Origin of the sequence: Terriglobus roseus, from assembly GCF_900105625.1 — a bacterium.
In the GTDB taxonomy this organism is placed as follows: Bacteria; Acidobacteriota; Terriglobia; order Terriglobales; family Acidobacteriaceae; genus Terriglobus; species Terriglobus roseus_B.
Window position 1 is genome coordinate 776390 of sequence record NZ_FNSD01000001.1, and the last position, 24814, is coordinate 801203.

Consider the following 24814-nt stretch of genomic DNA (forward strand, 5'->3'; position numbering starts at 1 on the left):
TTGAATGCAGTTTATACGCCTGAGCGCCTACTGCGCTGCAGATGCTGCGATCGCTGCCGACGCATCGCCTGCTTCTACGTTCGCAGCATCCTCGGCCGCGTCGGCAAACTGCATGGAGTAGAGGCGATGGTAGACGCCGCCCTTCGCCAGCAACTCTGCGTGCGAACCGGTCTCGGCGATGCGGCCGCGCTCGATCACAATGATGCGATCCGCCTTGCGGACAGTCGACAGGCGGTGCGCGATGACCAGCACGGTGCGATGCGTCATCAGGTTGCTGAGGGCTTCCTGTACCAGCGATTCACTCTCGGCGTCCAGTGCCGATGTGGCCTCGTCGAGGATAAGGATCGGCGCGTCCTTCAGGATGGCCCGCGCGATCGCGAGGCGCTGACGCTCGCCGCCGGAGAGGCGGAAGCCCTTTTCGCCGATCACCGTGTTGTAGCCGTCCGGCATGCGCAGGATGAAGTCATGGGCCAGCGCGGCGCGAGCCGCTGCTTCGACACGCTCCATGGGCACGTCCGGCTGCCCGTACGCGATATTGTTCCGCACCGTGTCGTTGAACAGCACCGTCTCCTGCGTCACGGAGCCGATCAGCCTGCGGAGGCTGGCCACCTGGACATCGCGCAGGTCGTGGCCATCGATGGTGATGGCGCCGTCCGTCGGATCAAAGAAGCGAGGGATCAGGTTGACGAGCGTGGATTTACCGCCGCCACTCGGACCCACGACCGCGACGACTTCGCCGCGCTGAACGTAGAGGCTCAGGCTGTGCAGCACCTGGTGGAAGTCGTGCTCATCTTCCTCGTCACGATAGCCAAAACTGACATCACTGAAGCGAAGTCCCTCCTGGAATTCGAGGAGCTCGACGGCGCCCTTTTTCTCGGGAACTTCGTCCTGTTCGTCCAGGAACTGGAAGATCTTGTCACTGGCGCCCAGTGCCTGCTGAAAGCTGTTGTAGTACATCGCAAATTTGCGGACAGGATCGTACAGAGAGAACACCGCGACCAGGAACGCGATAAAGGATCCGGCTGTCATCTGGTGATGCACGATGCGAACCCGGCCAATCCACAAAAGCAGCGCGATCGCCACGGAACCGAGAGCGTCCATCAACGGCGAGGAGATGGAACTGACGCCAATGGCCCGCATGTTCGCGCGCAAAAGGCGGCGAGCTGCGCGGCGGAAGCGCGCCATCTCCCACAGTTCCATGCCGAACGCTTTGACGATGCGGTTGCCGGTCAGCGTTTCATGCAGGATGTTCTGAATGTCAGACAGTTTGTCCTGGCCGCCGCGCGTGGTGCGGCGCACGCCCCTGCCGATGCGGCGCGCGGAAAAGAAGATGACGAGCACGAAGCCGAGCAGGATCCACGCAAGCTGCCCGCCGTAGATGATGACCACCACCGACAGGAAGACAAAGGTGAAAAACTGCTGCAGGAAGTCGCTCAGCACGGTCGACATGGCGACCTGCACACGCTCAATGTCGTTGATGAGGGTGGAGAGCAGTGAACCGGTGGTGTAACGCTGGAAGAACGCGACGGAGCGGCGCAGTACAGCACTATAAAGATCGTTGCGCAGGTCCGTGATCATGCCGAAGCCGGCGTAGTTCACCAGGTACGTTCCCGCGTAGTCGCAGACAGATTTCACCGCCGCGGAGAGTACCAGGGCGTACGCAACGATGTTCCAGGCGTTGTGAAAGTGGTGAGGCACAAGCCACTGCAAATTCAACGTCCAGTGCGTATGCGGGATGGGAAAAATCAGCAGCTTCACCGGCTGCATCTCCGCGCTGAGCACGTTATCCAGGATGGGCTTCACGAGCAGCAGGCGCAGCGCAGCCATGGCTCCCACCACCGCCATCAGCAGAACAGACAGAAATGTCGGCAGGAGATAGGGACGCAGGTAGCGGAGCAGGCGCAGGATACGTTTCATCGGGCGCTCCGCACGATCGCGTGTGGCTGGTGTGGCACGGTCCTATCTTATCGAAGTCTGCGGGACGCAACCGCTATCGCGGCATGTCGCGGTGGCTTACCTTCGCACGATAGCCTGCTTCGGTGAGCCGCTTCTTCATCTCTTCCGCCAGCGCCACCGAGCGGTGCTGGCCGCCAGTGCAGCCGAAGGCAATGGTCAGGTAGCTCTTTCCTTCGGCCACGTAGTGCGGCAACAGGAACTTGAGCATGTCCGTCGTGCGGTCGAGGAACTCTTTCGTCTGCGGGAAGCCCATCACGTACGCAGCCACCTCGGCATCGCGCCCCGTCAGCGGACGGAACTCCGGGATGAAGTGCGGGTTCGGCAGGAACCGTACATCAAAGACCAGGTCCGCCTCAGGCGGGACACCGTTCTTGAAGCCGAAGCTCATGGTCGACAGCAGCAGCGTCTGTTCGCCCTGCTTGCGGCTGAATTGCGCGTTGATGTGTGCTCGCAGTTCGTGCACGTTGAAGCGCGAGGTGTCGAGGAGCACATCGGCGACGTTGCGGATGGGTTCCATGCGCTTGCGCTCTGCCGCGATGGACTCACTGACCAGTTCGTCTCGTCGCAGCGGATGCGGCCTGCGCGTCTCGGAGTAGCGCCGCACCAGGATGTCATCCGACGCTTCAAGGTAGACGACCGAGGTCGGCAAAACGTTCCGCACCTGTTGCAGGATCAGGGGAAACTTGTCGATCAGGCCCTCGCGCACATCGACGCCCAGAACGGCGCGCGTGATCTCGTTGGAGCCACGCACCAGGTCCGCGAACTGCGGGATCAACTCCAGTGGCAGGTTGTCCACGGCGTAGAAGCCAAGATCTTCGAAGGTCTTCAGGGCAGAGAGCTTGCCGGCGCCGGAGAGCCCGGTCAGCACGACCAGTTCGCCGTGTGCCACTCCCGGGGGCGGGACAACACTGTTGGCCGGCGTAACAGCCTTTGCAGGGGAGACCTTGACCGCCGACGTCTTCTCAGCGGGTTTCGCAGGACGCTTCGCCATGCCGAAATGCTAGCACCCGTCTGGGGCTGCTCCATGACAGGAACGAAGAAGAGCGCCCGCGGAGTGCGTGAAGTTCCTGCCGATGGCGCAATCAAAGCGACTCACCTTACATGAACTCCGCGACTTCGAGGGCGCTCCGGGTACTCCGAACGGCTAGGCGGCTTCGATGTCCTGCTCGTCACCGAAGTCACCATCATCGATGGCTGCAATGGCCTTGCCAACGCCTGTTTTGCTCTGCGACAGGCGTTTGGATTCAGGGTCGGTCTTACTCTTCACCGTGTTGGCTTCATCGGCGTCGGTGGTCTGCAATCGGATGGATCCAGTCGCAGTGTGTTCCGGATGATGGCTGTTGGTGAGAACTTTCTTGCGGGCCTTTACCGCCTGCTGTTCCACCTTATCCAGCGCGTCTTTCAGCGCGACCTCAATCTCCTTCGCGGAAGTCCTGGAGGAAAAGTCCGCAATGGTGTTGCGGACGGTCACCTCGACCTCGCAGCGGTTCTTCTCGCAACTGAGAACGATCTTGGCCACGCATTTGGGACCAAGTACTTTCTCGATGCGTGCCAGGCCTTCCTCCGCCTGCTGCCGTAGTTTCGCCGTGACCTGTGTGCCTCTACCGGTGATCTCAAGATCCATTCCTGATACCTCCTACTACCGTTCCTAGGATGCCGTTGGTTGTCTTTCACGAAGCCTGTGAACGGCCTGTGAAAGCGACATCCGGAGGTGTTGTTTTAGTCCTCGGCGGAGGGTCGCGTCAATGGGAAGGAAATTCCGGATCGCCGGATGATATCCGCACGATCGCCAACGTTACTGCCGTTGGCGACGTTGATGCGTACTCGCGATGTTCATATCTTCGCGATACTTTGCCACGGTGCGGCGGGTCACCTGGATGCCCTGCCGCTGCAGTTCGGCTGCAAGTGCGTCGTCCGTCAGCGGCTTGCGTGGATCTTCATCGTCGATCAGCTTGCGGACCTTCTTCTTCAGCAGAGGCAGCGGAAGATCTCCGCCCTCGGGACCGTTGACGCCTTCCGCGAAAAAGAATCGCAGTTCATAGACGCCTTGTGGCGTGTGCACATACTTGTTCGCCACCGCGCGGCTGACGGTAGAAGGATGCACACCGATCTCCTCTGCAACCTCTTTGATCATCATGGGCCGCATGGCGTCGACGCCCCGTTCCAGGAAGTCGCCCTGACGGCGCACGATGCACTCGCACGTGCGCACGATGGTGTTCTTGCGCTGCTCGATGTTCCTTAGCAGTTGGATCGCCGACCGGTAGCGTTCCTTGACGTACTCTTTCACCTCGCGTTCGGTGTCTTTCTGCCGCAGCATTTTCCGATAACCCGCGTTGAGGCGCAGGGCCGGAAGGTCTTCCTCGTTCATCACGACAACCCAGTCGTCCCCACGCTTCACGAAGGCCACATCGGGCTCGATCAGCCGCGTCTCCGACAGGTTGTAGCGCTGGCCAGGTCGTGGGTCCAACTGGCGGATGCATTCAATGGCATTGTTCACAGGCTCCGCCTGCGAGCCAAGCAGGCGCATCAGTTCGCGCAGGTCACGCTTCTGCAGGAGCTGCAGGTGGTCTGTGACGATGCGGCACGCCAGCTTCAGCTGGCTGCGCCTGGCCTCCAGCGCTGGAAACGCATCCGGCACACCCTCTTCCCCATCGCGTCGCACCGACTGCGCACGCGCCCGGATCATCGCAACCTCAACCTCTTTCAAGCACGCCCGCACCTGCAGCAGCAGACACTCGCGCAGGTCCGCAGCGCCTACGCCGATCGGGTCGAGCGATTGCACGACGGCACGCGCCTCTGCGAACAGTTGCGGCGTGGCGACGCCGCGATCGTCGTGAGCGGCAAGCTCCTCATCGCTGACCAGCAGGTAGCCGTTGTCTTCGAGGTTTCCGACGATGACTTCCGTAGCCATCCGGAGCTCCGGCCGCAACGACATACTGCCCAACTGCCAAAGCAGATGGTCACTCAGCGTGCTGGGCTTGGAGAGAAAATTTTCAAACGATGGCGCATCGACGTCTTCGAAGGACGGACCAGCCACGCGGAAGCCAGGATCCAGGTAATCCTGAAAGTATTCACCCATATCGATCTCGTCGAATGGGTCCTTCTCTTCCCGTTCCTTTTCGGTTTTCTGCTGTTCCGCCGTGAGCTCGCGATCGCCTTCGCGACCGGCCTGTTCCTCGTAGGTTTCCGAGTTGTCTTCAATCTCCTCAAGAACAGGATTTTCAACGACTTCCGCGTTGATCATCTCTTTCAGTTCGAGTTTATTCAGGGCGAGCACGCTCACCATCTGCACCAGGCCAGGCGTGAGCACCTGGCGTTGTGATACCCGCAGATTGAGCTTCGGTGTAAGCAATTACGGAGTCTCCCTCAAAGCAAACCAAAGGCGCTGGTCGGCACTTCCAGAAGTGCCAGCCTACCGCTGGAGTTGATGCAGCCGAACATCCGGATTTTACTCCGACAAGAGCCGTCGCGCACACATAATGGCATGCAACGTGCTTACACGGTTTTTGGGAATAGTCCCAAAGAGGGATTTCCAGGGAAGAATTGAAAACTACATGCGGAAACTTTCGCCAAGGTAAATGCGCTTCACCTCAGCATCACGTCCCAGTTCGCCCGGCGTTCCGTGGCGGAAAATGCGGCCTTCCGTGATGATGTAGGCGCGATCGGTCACACTTAAGGTCTCTCGGACGTTGTGATCGGTGATCAGTACGCCAATGCCGCTGTTCTTCAGCCCGTGGATGATCTCCTGCAGATCCAGCACAGCGATCGGGTCGATACCGCTGAAAGGTTCATCCAGCAGAATGAACTTGGGATCGATGCATAGGCATCGTGCGATCTCAACACGCCGCCTCTCGCCGCCGCTGAGCGCATACCCCTGCGTTTTGCGCACGTGGCCCAGGTTCAACTGCTCAATCAGGGTCGACGTACGATTACGCCGGGCCTCCCAACTGAGCGGCTGCGTTTCCAGGATCGCAAGAATGTTTTCCTCGACGGTGAGCTTACGAAAGACGCTCGGTTCCTGCGGCAGGTAGCTGATGCCGAAGTTGCGCGCGCGCAGGTACATCGGCACGCGGCTGATGTCTTCGCCACCGATCTGCACCTGTCCGCTGTCCGGACGCACCAAGCCCACGATCATGTAGAAGGTGGTTGTTTTGCCCGCACCATTTGGACCCAGCAGGCCAACCACTTCGCCCTGTGCGATGTTGATGCTGACACCGCGAACGACCTCGCGACCGCTGTAACTCTTGCCGATGTTGTCCGTCGACAGCGTAAGCCGCTGCCGAACGGGCGCCGGCGAAAGTACATCCGTGGAGGTGCTCATGGGTTCAATCAGTTCGACGGGGGATGGGACGGGTAGGTTCACAATTTCTCTTGTTTCGCGTAAATCGTTGCTGAGATGAGGAGAATTCCGGCCTCGGCACTGTTGTGATGCATCCCAAGGGATTTCTGCTTCAACGAACTCCGGATAAGTCATCGAGGGCCAGCGTGGTTTCAGGTCTACCTGCCCTTTGCGGGCTTCGCGACCTCCATCTCCGTACGCACGCGATGGCCCGCTTCGCCAGAAACCTCAACGCTGTCATCTGCTCCGTGAAACACGAGCACCGCGCCCGTCACGTTGCCACGCTGGCTGTCCTGAACCTGTGGCGGCGCTGCGGCAGTCCCGGTGAGTTCGTATCGTTGATCTGCAGCGGTATAGACCAGCCGCTCGCCCGTGCCACTGCGGCCCGGTTGCTGCAGGTGGACATCGCCGGCGGCGGTGACCGTCTGGATATTGCCGCCGGACAATGGGGAAGCTGTCCTGGCCGCGGCAGGTGCGGCACCTGCGATCGTTGCAACCGCTGACTTCGCGGTGAGTTGGGTCCCGGGGCTGTCCAGGCGTATACCGCCACTAACGTCTGCATGCGCGGGGCCGTGGGTGTCGGCTGGCGTGTAGATCAGCGTGGTTCCTGTGATGCGGACACTGCCCGTCGCGGTCGATGCCGTCTTGCCGGGCGCAGCCTGAACCGGCAGGAGCATGCGGACCGTGCCGGCTTCAGCGCCCGCTGCGTGTGCGAATAGCTTGCCGGTCGCGCGCTCAGTTTCGATGACCGGCGCTTCCATCTGCGCGGTCGAAGTCCACATGCGCGCCAGCTTGGCGGGAGTGCCGAAGAGCTTCGCGGACGACCCGCCACCGCTGACCGTCACGTGATCGGCCAACAGGTGCACCGGGTCAGCCGGCTTGCCCGAAGGCGCCGAAGCAGCGAGGTACACACCGCGAACAGACCCGGTCGCCTCGGCGTCGCCGCTGCCCTGCGGCAGAACAATGCGATCTGCGGCGAGTTGCATCAACGGCGATGTCACCTGCGGCGCACCCGTGAGAATAACGCCGCCGGTTGCGTTATCGAACTCTGCCCGTGCGGACGTGGCGCGGGTCTCGCCAGCGGGCTGCGTACCTTTCGCAGGGGAACGCTGCGTGACAACGACATGGCCCGTCTGCACCGCGGTCTGCACCTGACCGGCAGGGCTGGACCTCGGAACGGACTCGGTCTTCTGATCCTTCGTTTTTGTCGGCGGAGCGGCGAGTGTCGCGTGAAGATCATCGCCCGAGCTGGTGCGGACTGTGCCGGCACCGTCGTCCTGTACCAACTGTGTGTTGCCCGTGCCAGTGATCTCTGACACGTAGGTGGCGCCATTGCGCTGCGCAGTCAACGCGTGCAGGGTGTTGCCCCGCAATGTTGTCAACTGGGTCGTCTGTGGCTGACCAGCCTCTGCCGCAACAAGCTCAGACGTCCGGACGATCGCGGAACCCGTTGCCGTCGCCTCGCGCATGAACGAGTGCCCGGCTGCATCTTTCGCGAGCAGTGTCACCACGTGTCCCGCTGCGACGGAACGATGCGCCGTTGCAGTGGCCTGGTCAAGTTGAACGCCCCCGTCGAATTCCGCGGAGGTCGCGACTCCCTGCGCGTCAAAGTGGACCGTGGCACGGTTCGAGTTGCCCTTCGCGCCCGATGTATTGCCGAACTGCACGCCGCCCTGCATCAGCACATCATGCAGCTTGCCGGCTGTGCTCATCTGGGCGTCCATCTTCGGCGCCTGCGCGGTCATGCCGTCCTTGCTCTCAAGGCGCGCATGGCCCTCCGCATGGACGCTTTCGATACCGCCCGTCTTCGCCATCCCAAGGATCATCAGATCGCCTGACGCGCCGTCCGCATCGGTGGTGATGTGCGCGCCATGCAGCGTCGCACGCTGCGCTGTGCGATCCATCTCGGCCGCGGCCGCGCGCAGGTGGACGGTCTGCCGATTCTGCGTCCCGTTCATCTCCACGGCGCTATGCAATTTCAGAAAGCCGGTGTTGCTCTCGTAATCCGCGCCCGTTGCCGACCCGCGCATGTCACCGTAGACAATCTGCATTGGCTGGTCGGTCTGTGCGATGCCCTCTTTTTGCAGAAAGGTGAGGCCGCTGGTCGTCACACGGATTCGCTTGCTTTCGTCGATGGGCTTTGGGGCGTCCGCCTTGGGATCAGCCGCCGTAGTCGATTGCAGGGCAGATTTCACATCGCTGACCGAGTTCACCGATGGAGTCGGAGCTGCGAGGTCGAGATGAACTTCTCCCGCGGCCCGCACGATGCCGTTCGGCTGGTCGTACTCAAACTCCGCGCCGCTGATGCTGTCGGTACGGTTGGTTCCGGGGGCACCGTAGAGCGTGATGGCAACGTCGTGCAGCGTGGTCTTGCCGTTTTCCCGCTGGATCGCCTTCGCGGCATGGATGGTGAAGATGGTGTGTCCCTTGACCGACTGCGACCAGGTGAAACCATCCGTAACGCTCTTAATGTCGATGCCCAGGCGATGCGGCAGGTCCGTCAGGAGCTTGCGTGCCTTCCAACGCGTGTAGCCGATCAGGCCAGCCAGCACCGACAGCAGCATGATGACGCCGGCCAGGAGCCAACGCCGCACGCGAGCCACCGATATACTGCCCGCCTTGCCTCGCCTGCTGCCCATTGCCATCGCTGTCTATCTTCTCAGGGAACAGGGATCGGGGAACAGGCCGGCGAGTCGATAATCCGGTGACTTCCCCTATTGCACTGTTCCCTCGCTCTCCCCTTGTTCCCTACTCTCGCTCCCTGCTCCTGCTCCCAAAGAAGCCAAACCCTCCGCAGCGCATCCAATCTTTCTATGGCCGATCAGCTCTATCTAAGCCTCTGGTTTCCGAACTTCCGCTTCGCTTCGCTACCGGAGAAGCTCATCTCTGTCCTGCAGCAGTTTGGCAAGGTCAGCGGCAACTATCGCATCAGCGTCTCGTCCGCTATTCCGCTGGGATGGAATGAGTCCCCCGTCTTCCAGCGCATCTTCGTGCTCGACGATCGTTCCGAGCCAAGCGAAGAGTCGTTGGCGCAGAATGCAGTCGCCGAAGCGACCGAAGCGCTTCACGAGGACTCTGCTTATGAGTTCGAAGTGAAGTGGCAGCTCTGGCAGCCCGTAGTCGCCGGCGAAGGCCTGGACGCGACGTGGAAGCTGGAAGTCGCCACCGTCAAGATCACCGGTTTCGGACCGGAGTTCGATGACTCCACCTTTGAACAGAACGGCCATATCCGCGTGGACTTCGGCCTGGACACGCCCTTCGTCCAGGAAGAGAACGACCTTGACGAGGATGGCAGGAAGCGCCTGCAGCAGAACATTGAGAAGCTGCTTGCGTTCGTGCTCAGCGTAGAGAAGCACTGCGGCATCTCATCCCGCCTGTTGTGGACGGAGAGCGGCGAGCCTCTGGCCGAAAAACTGATTGCACGCCTGCAGCGCGTGAACTAACGGAAGGAACACCTTATGGATCTGGGTCTACGCGGCAAGCGCGCTCTGGTTACGGGATCGACGGCAGGCATTGGTTTAGCCATTGCCAAGGCACTCGCAGCAGAAGGCGCAACGGTATGGGTCAATGGACGGACGCAGGAGCGGGTGGATGCGGCGGTGCTCGAGGTCGGTAACGGTTCCAAGGGCGTTGTCGCCGATCTGGGAACCGCAGCCGGTTGCGACACGCTCTTCGCCTCGCTGCCGGAGATCGACATCCTTGTGAATAACCTTGGCATCTTCGAGACGAAGCCATTCCTTGAGATTGGCGATGAGGAGTGGTCTCGCTTCTTTGAGACCAACGTGCTTAGCGGCGTTCGCGTGACAAGGCAGTACCTGAAGGGCATGCTCGACGGCAAGTGGGGTCGCGTGTTGTTTATTTCGAGCGAAAGCGGTGTGCAGATTCCCGAGGAGATGGTCCACTACGGAGTCACCAAGGCAGCACAGATCGCGTTGGCGCGCGGTATCGCGGAGTCGGTTCCGGCGAGCGGCGTGACGGTCAACAGCCTGTTGCCCGGTCCGACGGAGAGTGAGGGTGTCAGCACGCTCATCGGAAAGATCGCGAAGGAAAAGGGTGTCTCCGTCGAACAGGTGGAGAGCGACTTTATTCGCGATGCACGGCCTTCCAGCCTGATCAAGCGGCTGGCAAAGGTGGAAGAAGTGGCCGCGATGGCTACTTATCTGTGCAGTGAGCAAGCCAGCGCGACCAACGGCTCGCCCATCCGCGTGGATGGTGGAGTTGTGAAGAGCGCCTACTAATCGACCTGAGCAGAAAGGGCGGCTCCGATGGGAGCCGCCCTTTTGTTTTCTCACATCGCCTTTTAGCCCGCGATCACGATCTCCGAGAAGTCTGCAACCTTGCCGTAGTCCAGCAGGATCCGTTGCAGCAGGCCGAGTCGAGCGGCGCGCACCGTTGGTTCTGGCGCCATGACCATCACCTTTTCGAAGAACTGGTCGACATAAGGCCGCAGTTCCGCAATGGTCGCGAGCGCCATCTTGTAGTCTCCGTCTTTGCGAAGGCCTTCGACCCACGCGGCACGCCGGCCGCTCTCCTCGGAGAGCGTACGCTCGACGGGCTCCGTCAGGAACTCACGGTGTCCGCCCGGGGTGAAGGTTTCCCCCTTGGCCCTGGCCTGGTCAATGAGGTTTTTCATCCGTTTGAACGCTGCGGCAATGGCTGCGAAGTCTTCGCTGCTGCGCGCGGCGGCGACCGCGTCGACACGCGCGATCGTGTCCCGCACGTCGTCTGGATTGGCAGCCATAACGGCCTTCACGACGTCGTAAGCGGCGCCACGCACCTCGCGCAGATACCACTCAAGACGCTCGGCGAGGAATGCCTTCACGTTATCGCAAAGAGCTGCGTCTGCGCCTGTCGCGGCGGTTGCAATCTCACTCAGAGTAAGTGGCAGGGTGCTCTCTGCCAGCATCTTCACGATGCCGTTGGCCGCGCGCCGCAGCGCGAACGGATCCTTCGATCCGGTGGGCTGCAGACCCAGGCCGAACATGCCGCTGATGGTGTCGACCTTATCGGCGATGGCCAGCAACAGCCCCTCTGCCGTGGGCGGAATCGCGTCGTCCATGCCCACGGGCTGGTACTGTGCATAGATTGCCTGCGAGACGACTTCGCCGTGTCCCTGCGCCTTTGCGTACAAGCCACCGATGACGCCCTGCAGCTCCGTGAATTCCTTTACCAGCTCGGTCGTCAGATCCGTCTTGGCCAGTGTTGCGGCGGTGTCGAGTGCTTCAAGATCCAGCCCGCTTCCCTGTTCCTTCGTCGCCGGCCTAGTCAGCCAATGTTCCTTGGCGATGATGCCCAGCTTTGCGGCCACAGACCGTACGCGTTCGCTCTTGGCGGCATAGCTGCCCAGTTCCTTCTGGAAGGTCACGTTCTCCAGCAGTGCGCTTCGGTCGGCGAGCGGCACGCGCTGATCGAACTCGTAAAAGAAACGAGCGTCGTTGAAGCGCGCACGCAGAACGCGCTCGTTGCCGTGGCGGATGATCTCCGTTGCCTTTTCGCTTGGCTCCGTATTCAGCACGGCGAGGAAGTAGGGTGCGAGCTTGCCGTCGGCATCTTCCACGGCGAAGTAGTTCTGGTGGTCACGCATCACGGTGACGAGAACTTCTTCGGGCAGCGCCAGGAACTCTGCTTCGAAGGACCCGAGGATGATACCTGGCCACTCGGTCAGGTGCGTGACCTTGTCGACCAGCGGATGGTCCTCACGCCAGCGCGCGCCTTCGACTTGGCGCATGACCTTATCGAGCGCCTTGCGAATTTTCTCGCGGCGATGCTCGACATTGGCCATCACCTTCGCTTCGTAAAGCTTGTGCGCGTACTCCGTCGGCGAGACAATTGTGATGGGCGCATAGCCGTACAGGACACGATGACCGTAGGTCACGTTTGAGGCGGCGGTGCCAGCCCACTCAACGGAAATGACCGAAGCATCGAGAAGCGCAAGCATCCACTGGATGGGCCGCACAAAACGCTCGGGCTGCCCTGGACGCCAGCGCATATTCTTCGCCCAGTAGAGTGCAGCGATCTCCTTCGGCAGCTCCGCCTGAATCAATTCGGCAAAGCTGCGGCCAGCGCGTTTTGCCGTGGCGGCGAGGTATTCACCCTTTGCGTTTGTGACCGTGCGCAAAGCATCTACGGTAACGCCGGCCTTCTCTGCGAAGGCTTCGGCAGCCTTGGTCGGTTTTCCATCCTTATAGGCAGCCTTTACCGGCGGTCCGAGCAGTTCCTCTTCTACGTCTGCCTGTCCAGCGAGGACGCCCTTCACCAGAACAGCGATGCGGCGCGGTGTCGAAAAGCTCTCGGTCACGCTGCCCTCTGCGAGCAGGCGCTCGCGCGTCAAAAGATCCGTAACGCGCCTGGCAAGCTCTGCCTGCGCCGCCGGCAACATGCGTGCGGGCACTTCTTCCAAACCAATCTCAAAGAGAAAATCAGCCATTACGCACCTGCCTTTTCGTTCAGAGCAGATACGCGATCGCCCTGCTGCGCGAACGCCTTTGCCACGCCGACGATCAGCGTGCGGATGCGTGCCATAACACCGACGCGCTCCGTCACCGAGATGGCGCCGCGGGCGTCGAGCGTATTGAACAGATGCGAGCACTTCAGCGCAAGCTCATACGCACCGAGCACAGGGAAACGCTTTAAACGGGTAGCATCTGCGTCCTCGGGCATCGCCTTTGCCGCATCCAGCAGTGCCAGGCACTCAGCCTCGTATAGACCCAGGTGCTCCCACAGCTTGCTTACATCGGCGTAGTCGAAGCTGTAGGCCGAAAGCTGCTGCTCTTCAAACAGCCGCACCTCGCCGTAGGTGGTGATCTTGCCGGTGTCCGGCTCCTTCGCCCACTCGATCTCGTAAATGGATTCCTTGTCCTGCAGGAACTGCGTCAGGCGTTCCAGACCATAGGTGATCTCGCCGCTGATGGGATCGAGATCCAGGCCGCCGCACTGCTGAAAATAGGTGAATTGGGTGATTTCCTGGCCATCCATCATGACCTGCCAGCCAACGCCCCAGGCCCCGCCCACCGGCCACTCCCAGTTGTCTTCCTCGAACTTGATGTCGTGGTCAGCCAGCACAATGCCGATGGCTTCGAGGCTCTGCAGGTAGAGCTCCTGGATGTTGAGCGGTGGTGGTTTCAGGATCACCTGGAACTGGGTGTGCTTGTACAGGCGGTTAGGATTCTCACCGTAGCGGCCATCCGCGGGACGGCGCGAGGGCTGCGCGTACGCGATGCGGACAGGCTTCGGACCAAGCACACGCAAAAAGGTGTCCGGCGACATGGTGCCTGCGCCCACCTCGGTGTCATAGGGCTGTTGCAATACGCAGCCGCGCTCCGCCCAGAAACGCTGCAGGGCAAAAAGCGTCTCCTGAAAGGTCAAGGCAGTGGGCAATTTGGATGGGGTTTCAGCGGCTTCTGCGACGGCAGACATGGTGGTTTCGTGCTCCTAACGGTGTCCCCTCAGTCTACCGCGCGGAGCCGCACCACGGATTCACGCCCCTTACGACAAGCCGCGCAGGTCTGTACCAGCCCCTGCGCCGCATGGAATCACCGTAAAGGCGAATGGACTAGATGTGAATGCCCCAGCTCAGTTCGCTGATCTGCGTCTCAATCTCAAGCAGCGCAGCTTCCAGAGCGGAGCGGCGGTGAGGACTGGAGGTACGTTCGCTCAGGATGCGCTCGCGCTGCAGATTCAGGCCCTGCAGCTTACGCTGGCGGTCCCGTTCCGTGATGCGGTTTTCATCTGCCGTTGCGGCCTTTTGGGCCTCAGTCTGTTCCGGCAGATCGACGTCTTCTTTTTCCGTGCCTCGAGCCATACAGCGATTCTACGCTTCGGTGTCGGGGACCGGTGTGAAGGTGTGTCGCGAAAGAGCGCCCCGAGAGAGCGTTTATCGCCGCCAACCGCCGCAGGAGCCCCGCAGGATGTCTCACATTTGGCACAATGGACTGCACGGCATCTCGCCGTGCTTTCAATCGCACCAATAGCAACCGGAGCCCGTCCGCCATGTGGATCGTCCGCCTCGCACTTCGACGCCCCTACACCTTCGTGGTGATGGCCGTACTGATCCTTGTCATGGGCGTGGTCTCCATTGAGACGATGTCGACCGACATCTTCCCGACCATCGATATTCCCGTCGTCACGGTGATCTGGCAGTACAACGGGACCAGCCCGGACGAGATGGAGAAGCGCTTCACGACCATCAGTGAGCGCGCCATGACGACGACCGTTAACGACATCGAACACATCGAGTCGCAGTCCGTCTCCGGCATCTCCATCATCAAGATCTTCTTCCAGCCGGGCGTGAAGATTGAAGCAGCCGTCGCCCAGGTAACGGCCGTCAACCAGACGATTTTGCGCGTGCTGCCGACGGGCACGACACCGCCGTTCATCCTGCAGTTCTCCGCGTCCAACGTGCCGATCCTGCAGGCGGTCATGTCATCCGACCGGCTCTCTGAAACCGAACTGTACGACCTCGGAGCACAGTTTGTCCGCACGCAGCTCGCCACCGTGCAGGGCGCGCAGGTGCCCAATCCCTACGGTGGCAGGGCGCGCCAGGTTTCGGTGGATATCGATACGGTTGCCATGCAGGCGAAGGGGGTCTCCCCGTCGGACGTGGTGAATGCGCTCACCGCGCAGAACCTGATCCTCCCTGCGGGCGATGCCCGAATAGGCGACCGCGATTACCTTGTCCGGACGAACGCTTCGCCGCTGATCGCGGCTCAGCTCAACGACATCCCCATCAAGCAGGTTAACGGCGCCACTATCTATATGCGCGATGTCGCGCAGGTGCACGAGGGCAGTGCCGTACAGCTCTCCATTGTGCGTGCGGATGGTCGCCGCGCGGTGCTGCTCACCATTTTGAAGGCGGCTTCGGCCTCCACGCTGGACATTGTCAAGCGCGTGAAGGCCGTCCTGCCGAAGATCCTGGCAAACCTGCCGCCGCCTGCGCCGGACATCAAGATCCTGTTTGACCAGTCGATCTTCGTGCAGGCTGCGTTGACGGGCGTGGTTAAGGAAGCTGCCATCGCAGCCGGCCTGACCGCCATCATGATCCTGCTCTTCCTCGGATCCTGGCGATCGACGGTCATCATCGCAGTGTCGATTCCGCTGTCGATCCTCGTATCGATCATCATCATGAAGGCTCTGGGCCAGACGTTGAATACGATGACGCTCGGCGGCCTTGGCCTGGCGGTCGGAATCCTGGTGGACGATGCCACAGTGGAGATCGAGAACATCCATCGAAACCTGGGTCTCGGCAAGGAGATTGAACCGGCCATCCTCGACGGCGCCGCTCAAATCGCTGTCCCGGCGTTCGTCTCTACGCTGGCCATCTGTATCGTGTTCGTGCCGGTCGTCTTCCTGTCAGGAGCCGCTCGCAGCCTATTTACGCCACTGGGCATGGCCGTCGTCTTCGCCATGATGGCGTCGTACTTCCTGTCGCGCACGCTGGTGCCGACGATGGTCAAGTTTCTGCTCGCAGCGGAAGTCGAAGTCTACGCACTGGCCGAAGCGGAACATGGCGATCACCCGCTAACGGCGGAAGAGATGGCCGAGATCGAGCAGAAGCGCCGTGGTCTCGGCCTCATCTGGCGGACGCACTTTGCGTTCAACAGGGTCTTTGAAGCCATTCGGTCGCGCTATCAGCGGTTCCTTGACTGGACGCTGGTTCACACCAGCTTCACTCTTGGATGTTTCGGCCTCTTCATCCTGATCTCGTTCTGCACCATCCCGTTCATCGGCCGCGACTTCTTCCCGGACGTCGACGCGGGCAGCTTCCGTCTGCACGTCCGCTGTCCACCCGGCACCCGTCTCGAACGGACCGAAGAGATCTTCGGGCAAGTCGATCAGACGATTCGCGACGTTATTCCGGCGGATGAGTTGGGCGGCATCCTGGACAACATGGGTGTTCCGCAGGGCTTCAACCTGGCCTTCGGCGACGGTTCCCTCACCGACGTGCAGGACGGCGAAATACTCGTCAGTCTGAATGAGGAGCACCACAAGCCCACCGCAGGCTACCGAGCAAAGCTGCGTGAAGTGCTGCGTAAGAAGTTTCCGGAAGAGGTCTTCTACTTCCAGGCCTCGGACATCGTCAACCAGATCCTGAACTTCGGTCTGCCTGCACCGATCGACATCCAGATCAGCGGCCGTCTGGCCCAGGCCAACTACGCAACGGCGCAGGAAATTGCCAAGGCAGTCTCGCAAGTGCCGGGCGCCGTAGATGTGCACGTCCACCAGATTATGTACGCGCCCGAGTTGCGCGTGAATGTGGACCGCACGCGCGCACAGCAGGTGAATCTGACCGAGTCCAGTGTGGCGAATGCCATGCTCACGGCCCTTTCCGGTTCCGGCCAGGCCACACCGAACTACTGGTTGAATCCGACCAACGGTGTGAATTACCAGGTCGTTGTGCAGGTGCCGCTGTCCCAGATCAATTCGGTCGCCAGCCTGAACAGCATTCCCATCACGACAGGTGGGGCCAGCGCGGCGCCGCCACAGTTCAACGGCGGAACGCCGGCGCCCGGCAACGCACAACTGCTCTCGAACCTTGCGCAGATCCAGCATGCTGCCAGCCCGGGCATCACGAATCACTACAACGTGCAGCCTGTGTACGACGTGTTCGTAAACGTGCAGGGACGCGACCTGGGTGGCGTAGCCACGGACGTCGACAAAGTGTTGAAGAGCTTCGAGCCGAAGCTGTCCAAGGGTGCGACCATGACGGTGCGCGGACAGGTGAAGAGCATGCAGGACAGCTTCACCGGCTTGGGTCTGGGCATGATTTTCGCCGTTCTGCTGGTTTACCTGCTGATGGTGGTCAACTTCCAGAGCTGGCTTGATCCGTTCATCATCCTGATGGCGCTGCCGGGCGCTGCCTGCGGCATCCTGTGGATGCTGTTCCTGACGAGCACGCGATTCTCCGTGCCCTCTCTGATGGGCGCCATCATGACCGTCGGCGTCGCCACGGCAAACTCGATCCTGATGGTGACGTTCGCGAATGATCAGCGTTCACTGGGGCTGAACAGCCTGCAGGCAGCCTCCGCTGCGGGCTTCACACGTCTGCGGCCCGTTATGATGACGGCCCTGGCGATGATCCTCGGCATGCTTCCCATGTCCCTGGGTATGGGCGAGGGTGGCGAGCAGAATGCACCGCTGGGGCGCGCCGTCATCGGCGGACTGCTGGTGGCAACGGCCACCACGCTGGTCATCGTCCCCATCTTCTACTCGCTGCTGCGTAAGGCCCCGCCGTTGAGCATGCAGGTTGACGCCAATACCGAGCAGGAGGAGTACTTTGAACATGCATAGACGCACGCTCGACCTACCCTCATTCTTCCAATCAAGTCCGCAAGGAGCCGCGTAGGCATGGCGCAGAACTTCATCGACGCACCGGCAACCGCCGGCGAGCATAATCCCGTGAACACCCCCACAACACCTGAACCCGTGGGGCGCGGCGCCATCATCGCTGCTGGAGCTTTTTTCCTGCTGCTGATCGTGATCGGCATCGCCTTCCTTCTGCCCAAGCTCCGCCACAAGGAGACGCTGCAGGAAGACGTACGTGCCAACGCCGGTCCGCCACCCGTGGCTGTCACCAAGGTGAGCCTGGGCCAGGCGACAAATGTCCTCGACCTGCCAGGCACGGTTCAGGCGTTCTCGCAGACACCCATCTTCGCCCGCACCAACGGCTACATCTCCAAGCGCTTCGTCGACATTGGCGATCACGTGAAGGCGGGCCAGTTGCTCGCCATCATTGAAGATCCGCAGACGGAACAGCAGCTGCGCCAGGCGCGTGCGACCGTACTGCAGCTGAAGGCACAGCTGGTGCAGGCGCAGGCCAACGCCAAGCTGTCCACCCTGAATAACGTCCGCAACCAGCAACTGCAGCAGGAAGGCGTCATCTCGCAGGCCTCTGCAGATACCTTCACCGCTCAGGCCGGTGCGAACGATGCCACGGTAAACGCCGCCATCGCGAACATCGCCGCAGGGGAAGCCAACGTACGGTCACTGGAAGAACAGGCAAGCTTTGCACGCGTGACGGCTCCCTTCTCCGGCGTGATCCTGTCGCGCGGCATCGATGTTGGATCGCTCATCACGTCAGGCTCCGCCAACTCCGTGACACAACTGTTCACCATCGGCCAGTCGGGGACGGTGCGTGTCTTCGTCAATGTGCCACAGGCAAATGCGCCGGACGTTATGACCACAGACACTGCCAAGGTTACCTTCCGCGAACTGCCGGGCCAGGCCTTCAGTGGCAAGGTGACGCGATCCGCCAGTGCGATCGACATCACGTCGCGCACCATGCTGACGGAAATCGATCTGCCCAATCCGAAGAACTCCATTCTTCCTGGCATGTTTGCGACCGTAAGCTTCAACACGCGTGATGCGAAGCCACCCGTACTGATCCCGGCCAACGCACTCTTCGTTCGCACCGCCGGCCCCCAGACGTTTGTGGTCGATTCCAACAACATTGCGCATCTCCGCAGCCTGACGCTTGGGCGGGACTACGGCAGCTTCACACAGGTCCTCACCGGGTTAAAGCCCGGTGATACCGTGGTGCTGTCGCCCTCCGATGCCGTCGCCGACAACGTCAAGGTCGATCCTCAGGTATTGAAGTAACGCTTTCAGCGGATCGCCGCTGGAGCATAGGAGCAGCGTGAGCAGCGATATGAATTCTCCTGGCATCGTGAGCCTTCGCGGCCTGCGGAAGGTGTACGACGGCAAGCCGTCCGTTACGGCGGTCGACGGGATCGATCTCGACGTTCGTGAGGGCGAGATTTACGGGCTGCTGGGCCCGAATGGCGCCGGCAAGACGACGACCATCTCGGTCTGCACCACGCGTGTTCTGCCGACAGCGGGAACGGCCCACATCGCGGGCATCGACGTCGTTCGCAACCCCAGCGAGGCACGCCGCTTCATGGGTGTGGTGCCGCAGTACAACACCCTGGAACGTGCCTGCACGGTCGCGGAAAACATTCAGTTTCACTGTCTATACTTTGGATTTTCGAAGGCAGAGGCGAAGACGCGCACGGCGGAACTGCTCGACCAGTTCCACCTGACAGAACGCGCCGGATCGTATCCCGCGCAATTGTCCGGCGGCCTGGCGCAGCGGGTACAGATCGCCCGCGCCATCGCGCACCGGCCCCGCGTCCTGTTCCTGGACGAGCCCTCCGCAGGTCTGGATCCACAGAGCCGCATCGCCATGTGGGAGGCCGTACAGCGGCTGCACACGGAGGGCATTACCGTCGTCCTGACGACACACTATATGGAAGAGGCTGACGAGCTGTGCGACCGGCTCTCCATCGTCGATCATGGCCGCGTGCTCGTGGAAGATACGCCGCAGGCGCTGAAGAACTCCGTTGGAGCCAGCACGCTGTATGAGTTGGATCTGCGCGAGCCAACCGAGTCGCTCATTCCCCTGCTTGGCGCGCTGCCTCACGTGACCGGGGTCGAAAGCACGCCCAAGGGCCTGCGCGTCATGGCTGGAAACGCCGACGGCCTTCTGCCACAGGTCGTCTCTGCGGCGACGCCATATGGTCTGCGCGACCTGAGCATTACCGAGCCCACGCTCGAGACAGTCTTCATCCGCCTAACCGGCCGAGACCTCCGGGAGTAGGGCTTCTGGTCATGCGTGGCTTCCGCCATCGATGGAGCGCCAGCAGGCAGCCAGGCTTCAGTTCCGGATGGAGTAGGCTTTCCATCGACCGGCTGGTCGCCAACTGAGAGAGCGGAGCTTTCGGGGAAGCACGGCTTCGGCCATGTCATCCAGCAACACCAAGCAATCGGGCTTTCGCCCCTGAGGGATTCAAGCGCGCCATGACGACGACCATCCGCAAAACGGCCTCCCCCGGAACGCAATATCTCCGCGCCTTCCTCGGTATGTTCCTTCGCGACCTGCATGTGCTGCGCCGCGAGATCTTTCCGTTCATCATCCGCATCGTGATGAACCCGCTGCTGTTCCTCTTTGTATTCACGTACATCATGCCGCACATGAGCAACGGCGCCGCGATGAACCCGACGCAGGGCATGGCGGCGAACGCCGGCGCCAACTTCTCGACGGTCCTGCTGCCAGGCCTGATGGCAGTGGCCATCATGTTCAGTGGCATTGCGGCGGTCGCACTGCCGCTGGCGGTCGACTTCGGCTCGACACGCGAGATCGATGACCGCGTCATGTGCCCTTTGCCGACGGCGATGGTGGCGATTGAGAAGATCATCTTCTCTGCCCTGCAGTCGATGATTGCCGCGGCTATCGTCTTTCCGCTTGCGTACTACATCCCATCCACCCCGGTGTACGCGCACGTCACCAGCTGGCCATTTCTGATCGCGGTGGTTGTCCTCGCATCGCTGGTCGCGGGGGCACTGGGTCTGACCATCGGCACCAGCGTCAAGCCCGCACAGATCGGCCTGATCTTCGGCGTTGTCGTTATGCCCATCACCTTCCTGGGTTGCGTCTACTATCCGTGGAAGGCGCTGGGTGCGATCAAGTGGCTGCAGATGGGCGTGTTGATCAACCCCATCGTGTACATGAGCGAGGGCTTACGCGCTGCGTTGACCCCGACTCTTCCGCACATGCATCCCGCGCTGATTCTGCTGATGCTCACGTTCTTCCTGTGCCTGTTGACCTGGATCGGTACACGCGGATTTCTGCGCAGAGTTATCGGATAGCTGAGGACACTTCTTTCACGGGCCCCCGAGGAAAGAGTTGCCGATGACCGAGCCTGCACCGGAGCGACCACACTTCGAGATGCCGTGCGGGTTCCCGCTCCTGCGAGTTGTTACACCACATGATCCGCGAGCACCTGCGCAGCGCTCTGCACAATGCGCGGACCGCGGGGCACTCCGTCCCATGGGAAGTAGATGGAGAAGACCGTACCCGATGAGCGGTCATTCTCAAAGCGAGCGCGCCGGCTGCGCACCAGCGCACAGGCGTGGTGACGATCCAGGATCTCTTCGCTTGCCCACAGCCCCAGCCCCGTGCCGGAATGCTCCTTCGTGGTGAAGAACGGTTGAAAGATGCGCTCTCGAACGCTCTCGGACATGCCAACCCCGTTGTCGGCCACGGTGATGCGGACGCCGCGCCTGCCGTCGACCCATGCGAGTCGCGCGCGAAGATGCAGCGTGCCGCCATTGGGCATTGCGTCAATGGCGTTGCCAATCAGGTTGGCGAACAACTGTCTCAGCTCGCCTGCATAGCCAAAGAGGACGAGGTTGTCCGCGAAACGCAGGCGGACGTCGATCCTGGGCGATTGCATGCGCCCGTTGTGCAGTACCAGCACACTGCGCAAGATGTCCACGATGCGGACGTCTGCGGGGTGGCTCGGTTGGCGGTAGAAGCGTAGCGTCTGCTGCGTGATCTCGCCGACACGCGACAGTTCCTGCTGGGCCATGGCGGCGTACTCCTGCACCTGCGGCGAACTGGTTCCCCCGGAGCGGATGAGGTACAGCAGATTGCTGACGGCCTCCAGCGGGTTGTTGATCTCGTGCGCGATCGACGCTGCCAGGCGACCTGCTGCGGCCTGTTTCTCGCTGCGGCGCATGGACTCCTCCGCCTGCACACGTTGCGTCACCTCGCTGGCGATGACGCCAACCCAGCGGATGTCGTCGTTCACGGTGACCGGGAAGTAGCTGACCAGCCAGGTTCGCCTGGCCTCGTCACCCGGCAACACGCCGGAGAGCTGGTATTCGGCAATTGCCTCGCCTGTGGCGAAGACGCGCTGCACCAGGCGCTCCACTTCATCCGCAACGCGGGTCGAAGCGCCACGCGGGATCAGATCGCGAAAGCGTCGGCCGATGTGCTTTTCCATGGGAACGCCATGCATCGCGGCCAGGCGCTCGTTGATGCGCACGTACCGGAGCTGACGGTCGTAGAACGCAAATCCAATGGGAGCACCGCTCAGCATGGCGTCCAGCAGATTCAGCGTCTCCTGCGTGCCGCGGCGCTGCAGTGCGATCTCGTTCACCATGGCGTTGAAACTGGCTGTGAGTGCTCCCGCCTCATTGCGTGCGACGACCGGCAGCGGGAAGGGCGACAGGTCATTTGGATCGTGCTGCACCTTCAATGTCGCCAGGCTCAGCTGCCGCAGCGGGCGAGTCATGGTTGGCGCCAGCATGTAGACCAGTAGCAGATTCCCGAACAGCGCACACGCAGCGTAGATCAGCAGGCTCTGGAGTACGGTCACGGGTGTCCTTGTGACCAGCTGGTTGTCCTGCGTCATCCACACGATGCCACGCACGACGCCTGCGGTCACGACCGGCTGCACACCCTCGTCATCTCCATCGTCCTGCCGCATGCGGACGTAGTGTTCGTTGCGATTCAGCAGTGGCAGCAGTTTGCGTTCGTGAGGCGTCAGCTCTGACGGTATGTCCGTTCCGCTGATGCGCAGCGTGTTGCCCTGCGCGTCCGTGACGCGCGCACTCTTGATGGTTGTTGTCAGCTGGATGGCGCGAAAGACGTGATCGAGCAGATCCGTATCGTTGTCCGTCAAAGGCTCCGCGAGCAGGCCGGCTATGATGCCTGTCTGGCTCTGGAGACGATTGCGGTCATGCGCCTTACCGTCACGGAACTGCTGCCGCACGCTGAAGAACAGGAAGATACTGAAGACGAGCAACTGCACGATTACGGTGCCGCCAATCAACTGGCCCATAATGCTGCGTGGTGCGCTCAGTCTCATCGATCCCCTGCTCTCGTCCGGACTTTACAGCCTTATACCGTCTGAAACTTCGCTTTCAGATCACGAGCGATCAGCTCGCCGTGAAATCTGCCGTTTTCAATAAAGATCTCGTTGGTGCGTTCGCCCGCAACGACTACGCCCGCCATGTAGATGCCTTTCACGTTGGACTCCAGTGTCGCCGGGTCGCACTGCGGGCAGCGGTCGTTCTCCGGGTCCAGGTGAACGCCCATCCGCTCCAGGAAATCGAAGTCGGGATGGTAGCCCGTGAGTGCAAACACGAAATCGTTCGGAATGGTGCGCTCACCCTCAGGCGTGCTGAGCGTGACATTATCTTCCGTGATCAGCTTGACCGTCGACGAGAAGTGGGCCGTGACCTCGCCGTTCTTCACGCGATTGTTGATGTCCGGCAGGATCCAGTACTTCACATGCCGGTGCATGGCTTCCCCGCGATGGACCAGCGTCACCTTTGCGCCATGACGCCAAAGATCCAGCGCCGCAATGGCAGCCGAGTTCTTGCCACCGATCACCAGAACATTCAGGCCGTAGAACGGATGCGGTTCGTTGTAGTAGTGGTGGACTTTGCTCAGCCCCTCGCCCGGGATGCCAAGGTAGTTCGGCAGATCGTAGTAGCCGGTCGAGACAATCAGCTTCTTCGCCTGGAAGACCTGCAGGCGGCCGAAGCGATCGGTCGTATGCACGTTAAAGTTCCCATCCGTACCGCTTACGTGGCCGACCAGGTGATACTGCCGCACATCCAGCGCGAAGTGTTCGGCGACTTTGCGGTAGTACTCCAGTGCCTCGCTGCGTGTTGGCTTCTGGTTGGGGCTGCTGAACGGCATGTTGCCGATCTCAAGCAGCTCCGGCGTGGTGAAGAAGGTCATGTGTGCCGGGTAGTGGAAGAGGCTGTTGCACAGGCACCCCTTGTCCACCAGCACCACGCTCAGGCCGGCGTTTTGCGCATCAATGGCGCATGCCAGTCCCGTAGGCCCGGCTCCGATTACCAATACATCGAACGCAACGGACTCCTGGGTGGAGAATTCTTCAGCAATAGGTCCCATAACCCCTTATTGAAGCACGCACCACCATAAAACATGATGTCTGGATTACGACATCTCATGACCTTTTCCGCAGTGCCGATGTCGCGTCCCACCGATAGACCACTCCGACAGCATCGTGTTCGCTCTAAGAGACATCTGAAAGCCCATATCCCTGAGGAGTCTCCACAGCCCAATGTCCGACATCACCGCACTGGAACAAACGAAGCACGGCACCGCCGATGCACCCGTCCTCGACCTGATCCTCAGCCGCTGGAGCCCGCGATCCTTCGCGGAGAAGCCCGTCTCCGACGCCGACCTTAAGACCATCTTTTCCGCCGCCGCATGGGCCGCGTCGAGTTACAACGAGCAGCCATGGCGCTTCCTGGTCGGCCGGAAGGGCGATGAAACCTACACCAAGATTTTCAACTCGCTGATGCCGATGAACCAGGCCTGGGCGAAGTCCGCGCCAGTGCTCTACTGCTCGTTCGGTAAGAAGACTTTTAGCGCCAACGGTCAGCCCAACGGCTACGGCCTCCATGACACTGGCCAGGCCTCTGCGACAATCTCGCTCCAGGCTCAGGCTCTTGGCCTGCACACGCACGGCATGGGTGGCTTCGATAAAGAGACACTGCGCGCCTTCTTCGGCGTCCCGACAGATTTTGACGCGGGTGCCTGCTGGGCACTCGGCTATTTGGGTGATCCGGAGAATGTGCCTGAGAACTTCAAGACGGCAGAGCTTGCACCGCGCACCCGCAAAGCTCTGTCGGAGTTCGTCTTCAGCGACTGGGAAAAGCCCGCCGCGCTCTAGCAATGTGAACGCAGAAAGGCCCGGAGTC

18 protein-coding genes are annotated in these 24814 nt (G+C 61.2%); 7 read left to right on the plus strand and 11 right to left on the minus strand.

Annotated elements, in window-relative coordinates:
• Positions 1 to 27: 27 nt before the first annotated feature.
• The 6 genes from BLW03_RS03225 to BLW03_RS03250 all read right to left on the minus strand — a co-directional run bounded on the left by BLW03_RS03225 (position 28) and on the right by BLW03_RS03250 (position 8889).
• The gene (locus BLW03_RS03225) at positions 28 to 1917 is read right to left on the minus strand and encodes an ABC transporter ATP-binding protein (protein ID WP_074652320.1); all 1890 of its coding nucleotides are present in this window, start codon (positions 1915 to 1917) and stop codon (positions 28 to 30) included.
• Between the two features lie 73 nt (positions 1918 to 1990).
• Positions 1991 to 2947 carry an RNase adapter RapZ gene (gene rapZ, locus BLW03_RS03230; RefSeq protein ID WP_074652321.1) on the minus strand — a complete coding sequence of 319 codons (957 nt, stop codon included), beginning with the start codon at positions 2945 to 2947 and terminating at the stop codon, positions 1991 to 1993.
• A 153-nt stretch (positions 2948 to 3100) separates the two neighbouring features.
• Positions 3101 to 3580 carry an HPF/RaiA family ribosome-associated protein gene (locus BLW03_RS03235; RefSeq protein ID WP_074652322.1) on the minus strand — a complete coding sequence of 160 codons (480 nt, stop codon included), beginning with the start codon at positions 3578 to 3580 and terminating at the stop codon, positions 3101 to 3103.
• 171 nt (positions 3581 to 3751) lie between these two features.
• Positions 3752 to 5308: an RNA polymerase factor sigma-54 gene (locus tag BLW03_RS03240; protein ID WP_074652323.1), complete on the minus strand. Its 1557-nt coding sequence runs from the start codon at positions 5306 to 5308 to the stop codon at positions 3752 to 3754.
• A gap of 198 nt (positions 5309 to 5506) precedes the next feature.
• Entirely contained in the window at positions 5507 to 6277 is a 771-nt protein-coding gene (gene lptB / locus BLW03_RS03245; RefSeq protein ID WP_074655738.1) for an LPS export ABC transporter ATP-binding protein, read from the minus strand.
• 176 nt (positions 6278 to 6453) lie between these two features.
• Positions 6454 to 8889: a hypothetical protein gene (locus BLW03_RS03250; RefSeq protein WP_139285077.1), complete on the minus strand. Its 2436-nt coding sequence runs from the start codon at positions 8887 to 8889 to the stop codon at positions 6454 to 6456.
• A gap of 219 nt (positions 8890 to 9108) precedes the next feature.
• Here BLW03_RS03250 and BLW03_RS03255 point away from each other — a divergent pair, with 219 nt between their 5' ends.
• Positions 9109 to 9738, plus strand: a complete 630-nt coding sequence (locus tag BLW03_RS03255; RefSeq protein WP_074652325.1) for a hypothetical protein — start codon at positions 9109 to 9111, stop codon at positions 9736 to 9738.
• A 15-nt stretch (positions 9739 to 9753) separates the two neighbouring features.
• Positions 9754 to 10533 (plus strand): SDR family NAD(P)-dependent oxidoreductase, encoded by a 780-nt coding sequence (locus BLW03_RS03260; protein ID WP_074652326.1) that lies wholly within the window; start codon positions 9754 to 9756, stop codon positions 10531 to 10533.
• Between the two features lie 62 nt (positions 10534 to 10595).
• Here BLW03_RS03260 and glyS read toward each other — a convergent pair whose 3' ends face one another.
• From glyS to BLW03_RS03275, 3 genes are all read right to left on the minus strand, one after another.
• Positions 10596 to 12722 (minus strand): glycine--tRNA ligase subunit beta, encoded by a 2127-nt coding sequence (gene glyS / locus BLW03_RS03265; protein WP_074652327.1) that lies wholly within the window; start codon positions 12720 to 12722, stop codon positions 10596 to 10598.
• Complete coding sequence (locus BLW03_RS03270; RefSeq protein WP_074652328.1) at positions 12722 to 13711, minus strand: glycine--tRNA ligase subunit alpha; 990 nt, start codon at positions 13709 to 13711, stop codon at positions 12722 to 12724. The genes glyS and BLW03_RS03270 overlap by 1 nt, the downstream gene beginning before the upstream one ends.
• Before the next feature lie 136 nt (positions 13712 to 13847).
• Positions 13848 to 14096 (minus strand): hypothetical protein, encoded by a 249-nt coding sequence (locus BLW03_RS03275; RefSeq protein ID WP_074652329.1) that lies wholly within the window; start codon positions 14094 to 14096, stop codon positions 13848 to 13850.
• Between the two features lie 188 nt (positions 14097 to 14284).
• On the opposite strand from BLW03_RS03275, the gene BLW03_RS03280 reads away from it, so the two are divergent.
• The 4 genes from BLW03_RS03280 (at position 14285) to BLW03_RS03295 (ending at position 20935) form a co-directional block, all read left to right on the plus strand.
• Entirely contained in the window at positions 14285 to 17581 is a 3297-nt protein-coding gene (locus BLW03_RS03280) for an efflux RND transporter permease subunit (RefSeq protein ID WP_074652330.1), read from the plus strand.
• 57 nt (positions 17582 to 17638) lie between these two features.
• Positions 17639 to 18889, plus strand: coding sequence for an efflux RND transporter periplasmic adaptor subunit (locus BLW03_RS03285; RefSeq protein ID WP_074652331.1), 1251 nt, complete (start codon positions 17639 to 17641; stop codon positions 18887 to 18889).
• 37 nt (positions 18890 to 18926) lie between these two features.
• Positions 18927 to 19886: an ATP-binding cassette domain-containing protein gene (locus tag BLW03_RS03290; protein WP_244501937.1), complete on the plus strand. Its 960-nt coding sequence runs from the start codon at positions 18927 to 18929 to the stop codon at positions 19884 to 19886.
• Positions 19887 to 20086: 200 nt separating this feature from the next.
• On the plus strand, positions 20087 to 20935 hold the full coding sequence (locus BLW03_RS03295; protein WP_074652333.1) for an ABC transporter permease: 849 nt from the start codon (positions 20087 to 20089) through the stop codon (positions 20933 to 20935).
• Between the two features lie 110 nt (positions 20936 to 21045).
• Here the strand turns inward: BLW03_RS03295 and BLW03_RS03300 are convergent, their stop codons facing one another.
• Both BLW03_RS03300 and BLW03_RS03305 read right to left on the minus strand, forming a co-directional pair.
• Positions 21046 to 22941, minus strand: a complete 1896-nt coding sequence (locus BLW03_RS03300; protein ID WP_083350287.1) for a sensor histidine kinase — start codon at positions 22939 to 22941, stop codon at positions 21046 to 21048.
• A 32-nt stretch (positions 22942 to 22973) separates the two neighbouring features.
• On the minus strand, positions 22974 to 23999 hold the full coding sequence (locus BLW03_RS03305; RefSeq protein WP_074652335.1) for a YpdA family putative bacillithiol disulfide reductase: 1026 nt from the start codon (positions 23997 to 23999) through the stop codon (positions 22974 to 22976).
• 172 nt (positions 24000 to 24171) lie between these two features.
• Here BLW03_RS03305 and BLW03_RS03310 point away from each other — a divergent pair, with 172 nt between their 5' ends.
• A complete protein-coding gene (locus tag BLW03_RS03310) occupies positions 24172 to 24786 on the plus strand; it encodes a nitroreductase family protein (RefSeq protein ID WP_074652336.1) in 615 nt (204 codons plus the stop codon).
• Positions 24787 to 24814 lie beyond the last annotated feature (28 nt).

Coding starts and splice junctions, on each gene's coding strand:
- BLW03_RS03270 (WP_074652328.1), bottom strand. CDS start 13,711: ATGTCTGCCGTCGCAGAAGCCGCTGAAACCCCATCCAAATTGCCCACT.
- BLW03_RS03310 (WP_074652336.1), top strand. CDS start 24,172: ATGTCCGACATCACCGCACTGGAACAAACGAAGCACGGCACCGCCGAT.
- BLW03_RS03280 (WP_074652330.1), top strand. CDS start 14,285: ATGTGGATCGTCCGCCTCGCACTTCGACGCCCCTACACCTTCGTGGTG.
- BLW03_RS03285 (WP_074652331.1), top strand. CDS start 17,639: ATGGCGCAGAACTTCATCGACGCACCGGCAACCGCCGGCGAGCATAAT.
- BLW03_RS03275 (WP_074652329.1), bottom strand. CDS start 14,096: ATGGCTCGAGGCACGGAAAAAGAAGACGTCGATCTGCCGGAACAGACT.
- BLW03_RS03300 (WP_083350287.1), bottom strand. CDS start 22,941: ATGAGACTGAGCGCACCACGCAGCATTATGGGCCAGTTGATTGGCGGC.
- lptB (WP_074655738.1), bottom strand. CDS start 6,277: ATGAGCACCTCCACGGATGTACTTTCGCCGGCGCCCGTTCGGCAGCGG.
- BLW03_RS03225 (WP_074652320.1), bottom strand. CDS start 1,917: ATGAAACGTATCCTGCGCCTGCTCCGCTACCTGCGTCCCTATCTCCTG.
- glyS (WP_074652327.1), bottom strand. CDS start 12,722: ATGGCTGATTTTCTCTTTGAGATTGGTTTGGAAGAAGTGCCCGCACGC.
- BLW03_RS03235 (WP_074652322.1), bottom strand. CDS start 3,580: ATGGATCTTGAGATCACCGGTAGAGGCACACAGGTCACGGCGAAACTA.
- BLW03_RS03255 (WP_074652325.1), top strand. CDS start 9,109: ATGGCCGATCAGCTCTATCTAAGCCTCTGGTTTCCGAACTTCCGCTTC.
- BLW03_RS03305 (WP_074652335.1), bottom strand. CDS start 23,999: ATGGGACCTATTGCTGAAGAATTCTCCACCCAGGAGTCCGTTGCGTTC.
- BLW03_RS03295 (WP_074652333.1), top strand. CDS start 20,087: ATGACGACGACCATCCGCAAAACGGCCTCCCCCGGAACGCAATATCTC.
- rapZ (WP_074652321.1), bottom strand. CDS start 2,947: ATGGCGAAGCGTCCTGCGAAACCCGCTGAGAAGACGTCGGCGGTCAAG.
- BLW03_RS03260 (WP_074652326.1), top strand. CDS start 9,754: ATGGATCTGGGTCTACGCGGCAAGCGCGCTCTGGTTACGGGATCGACG.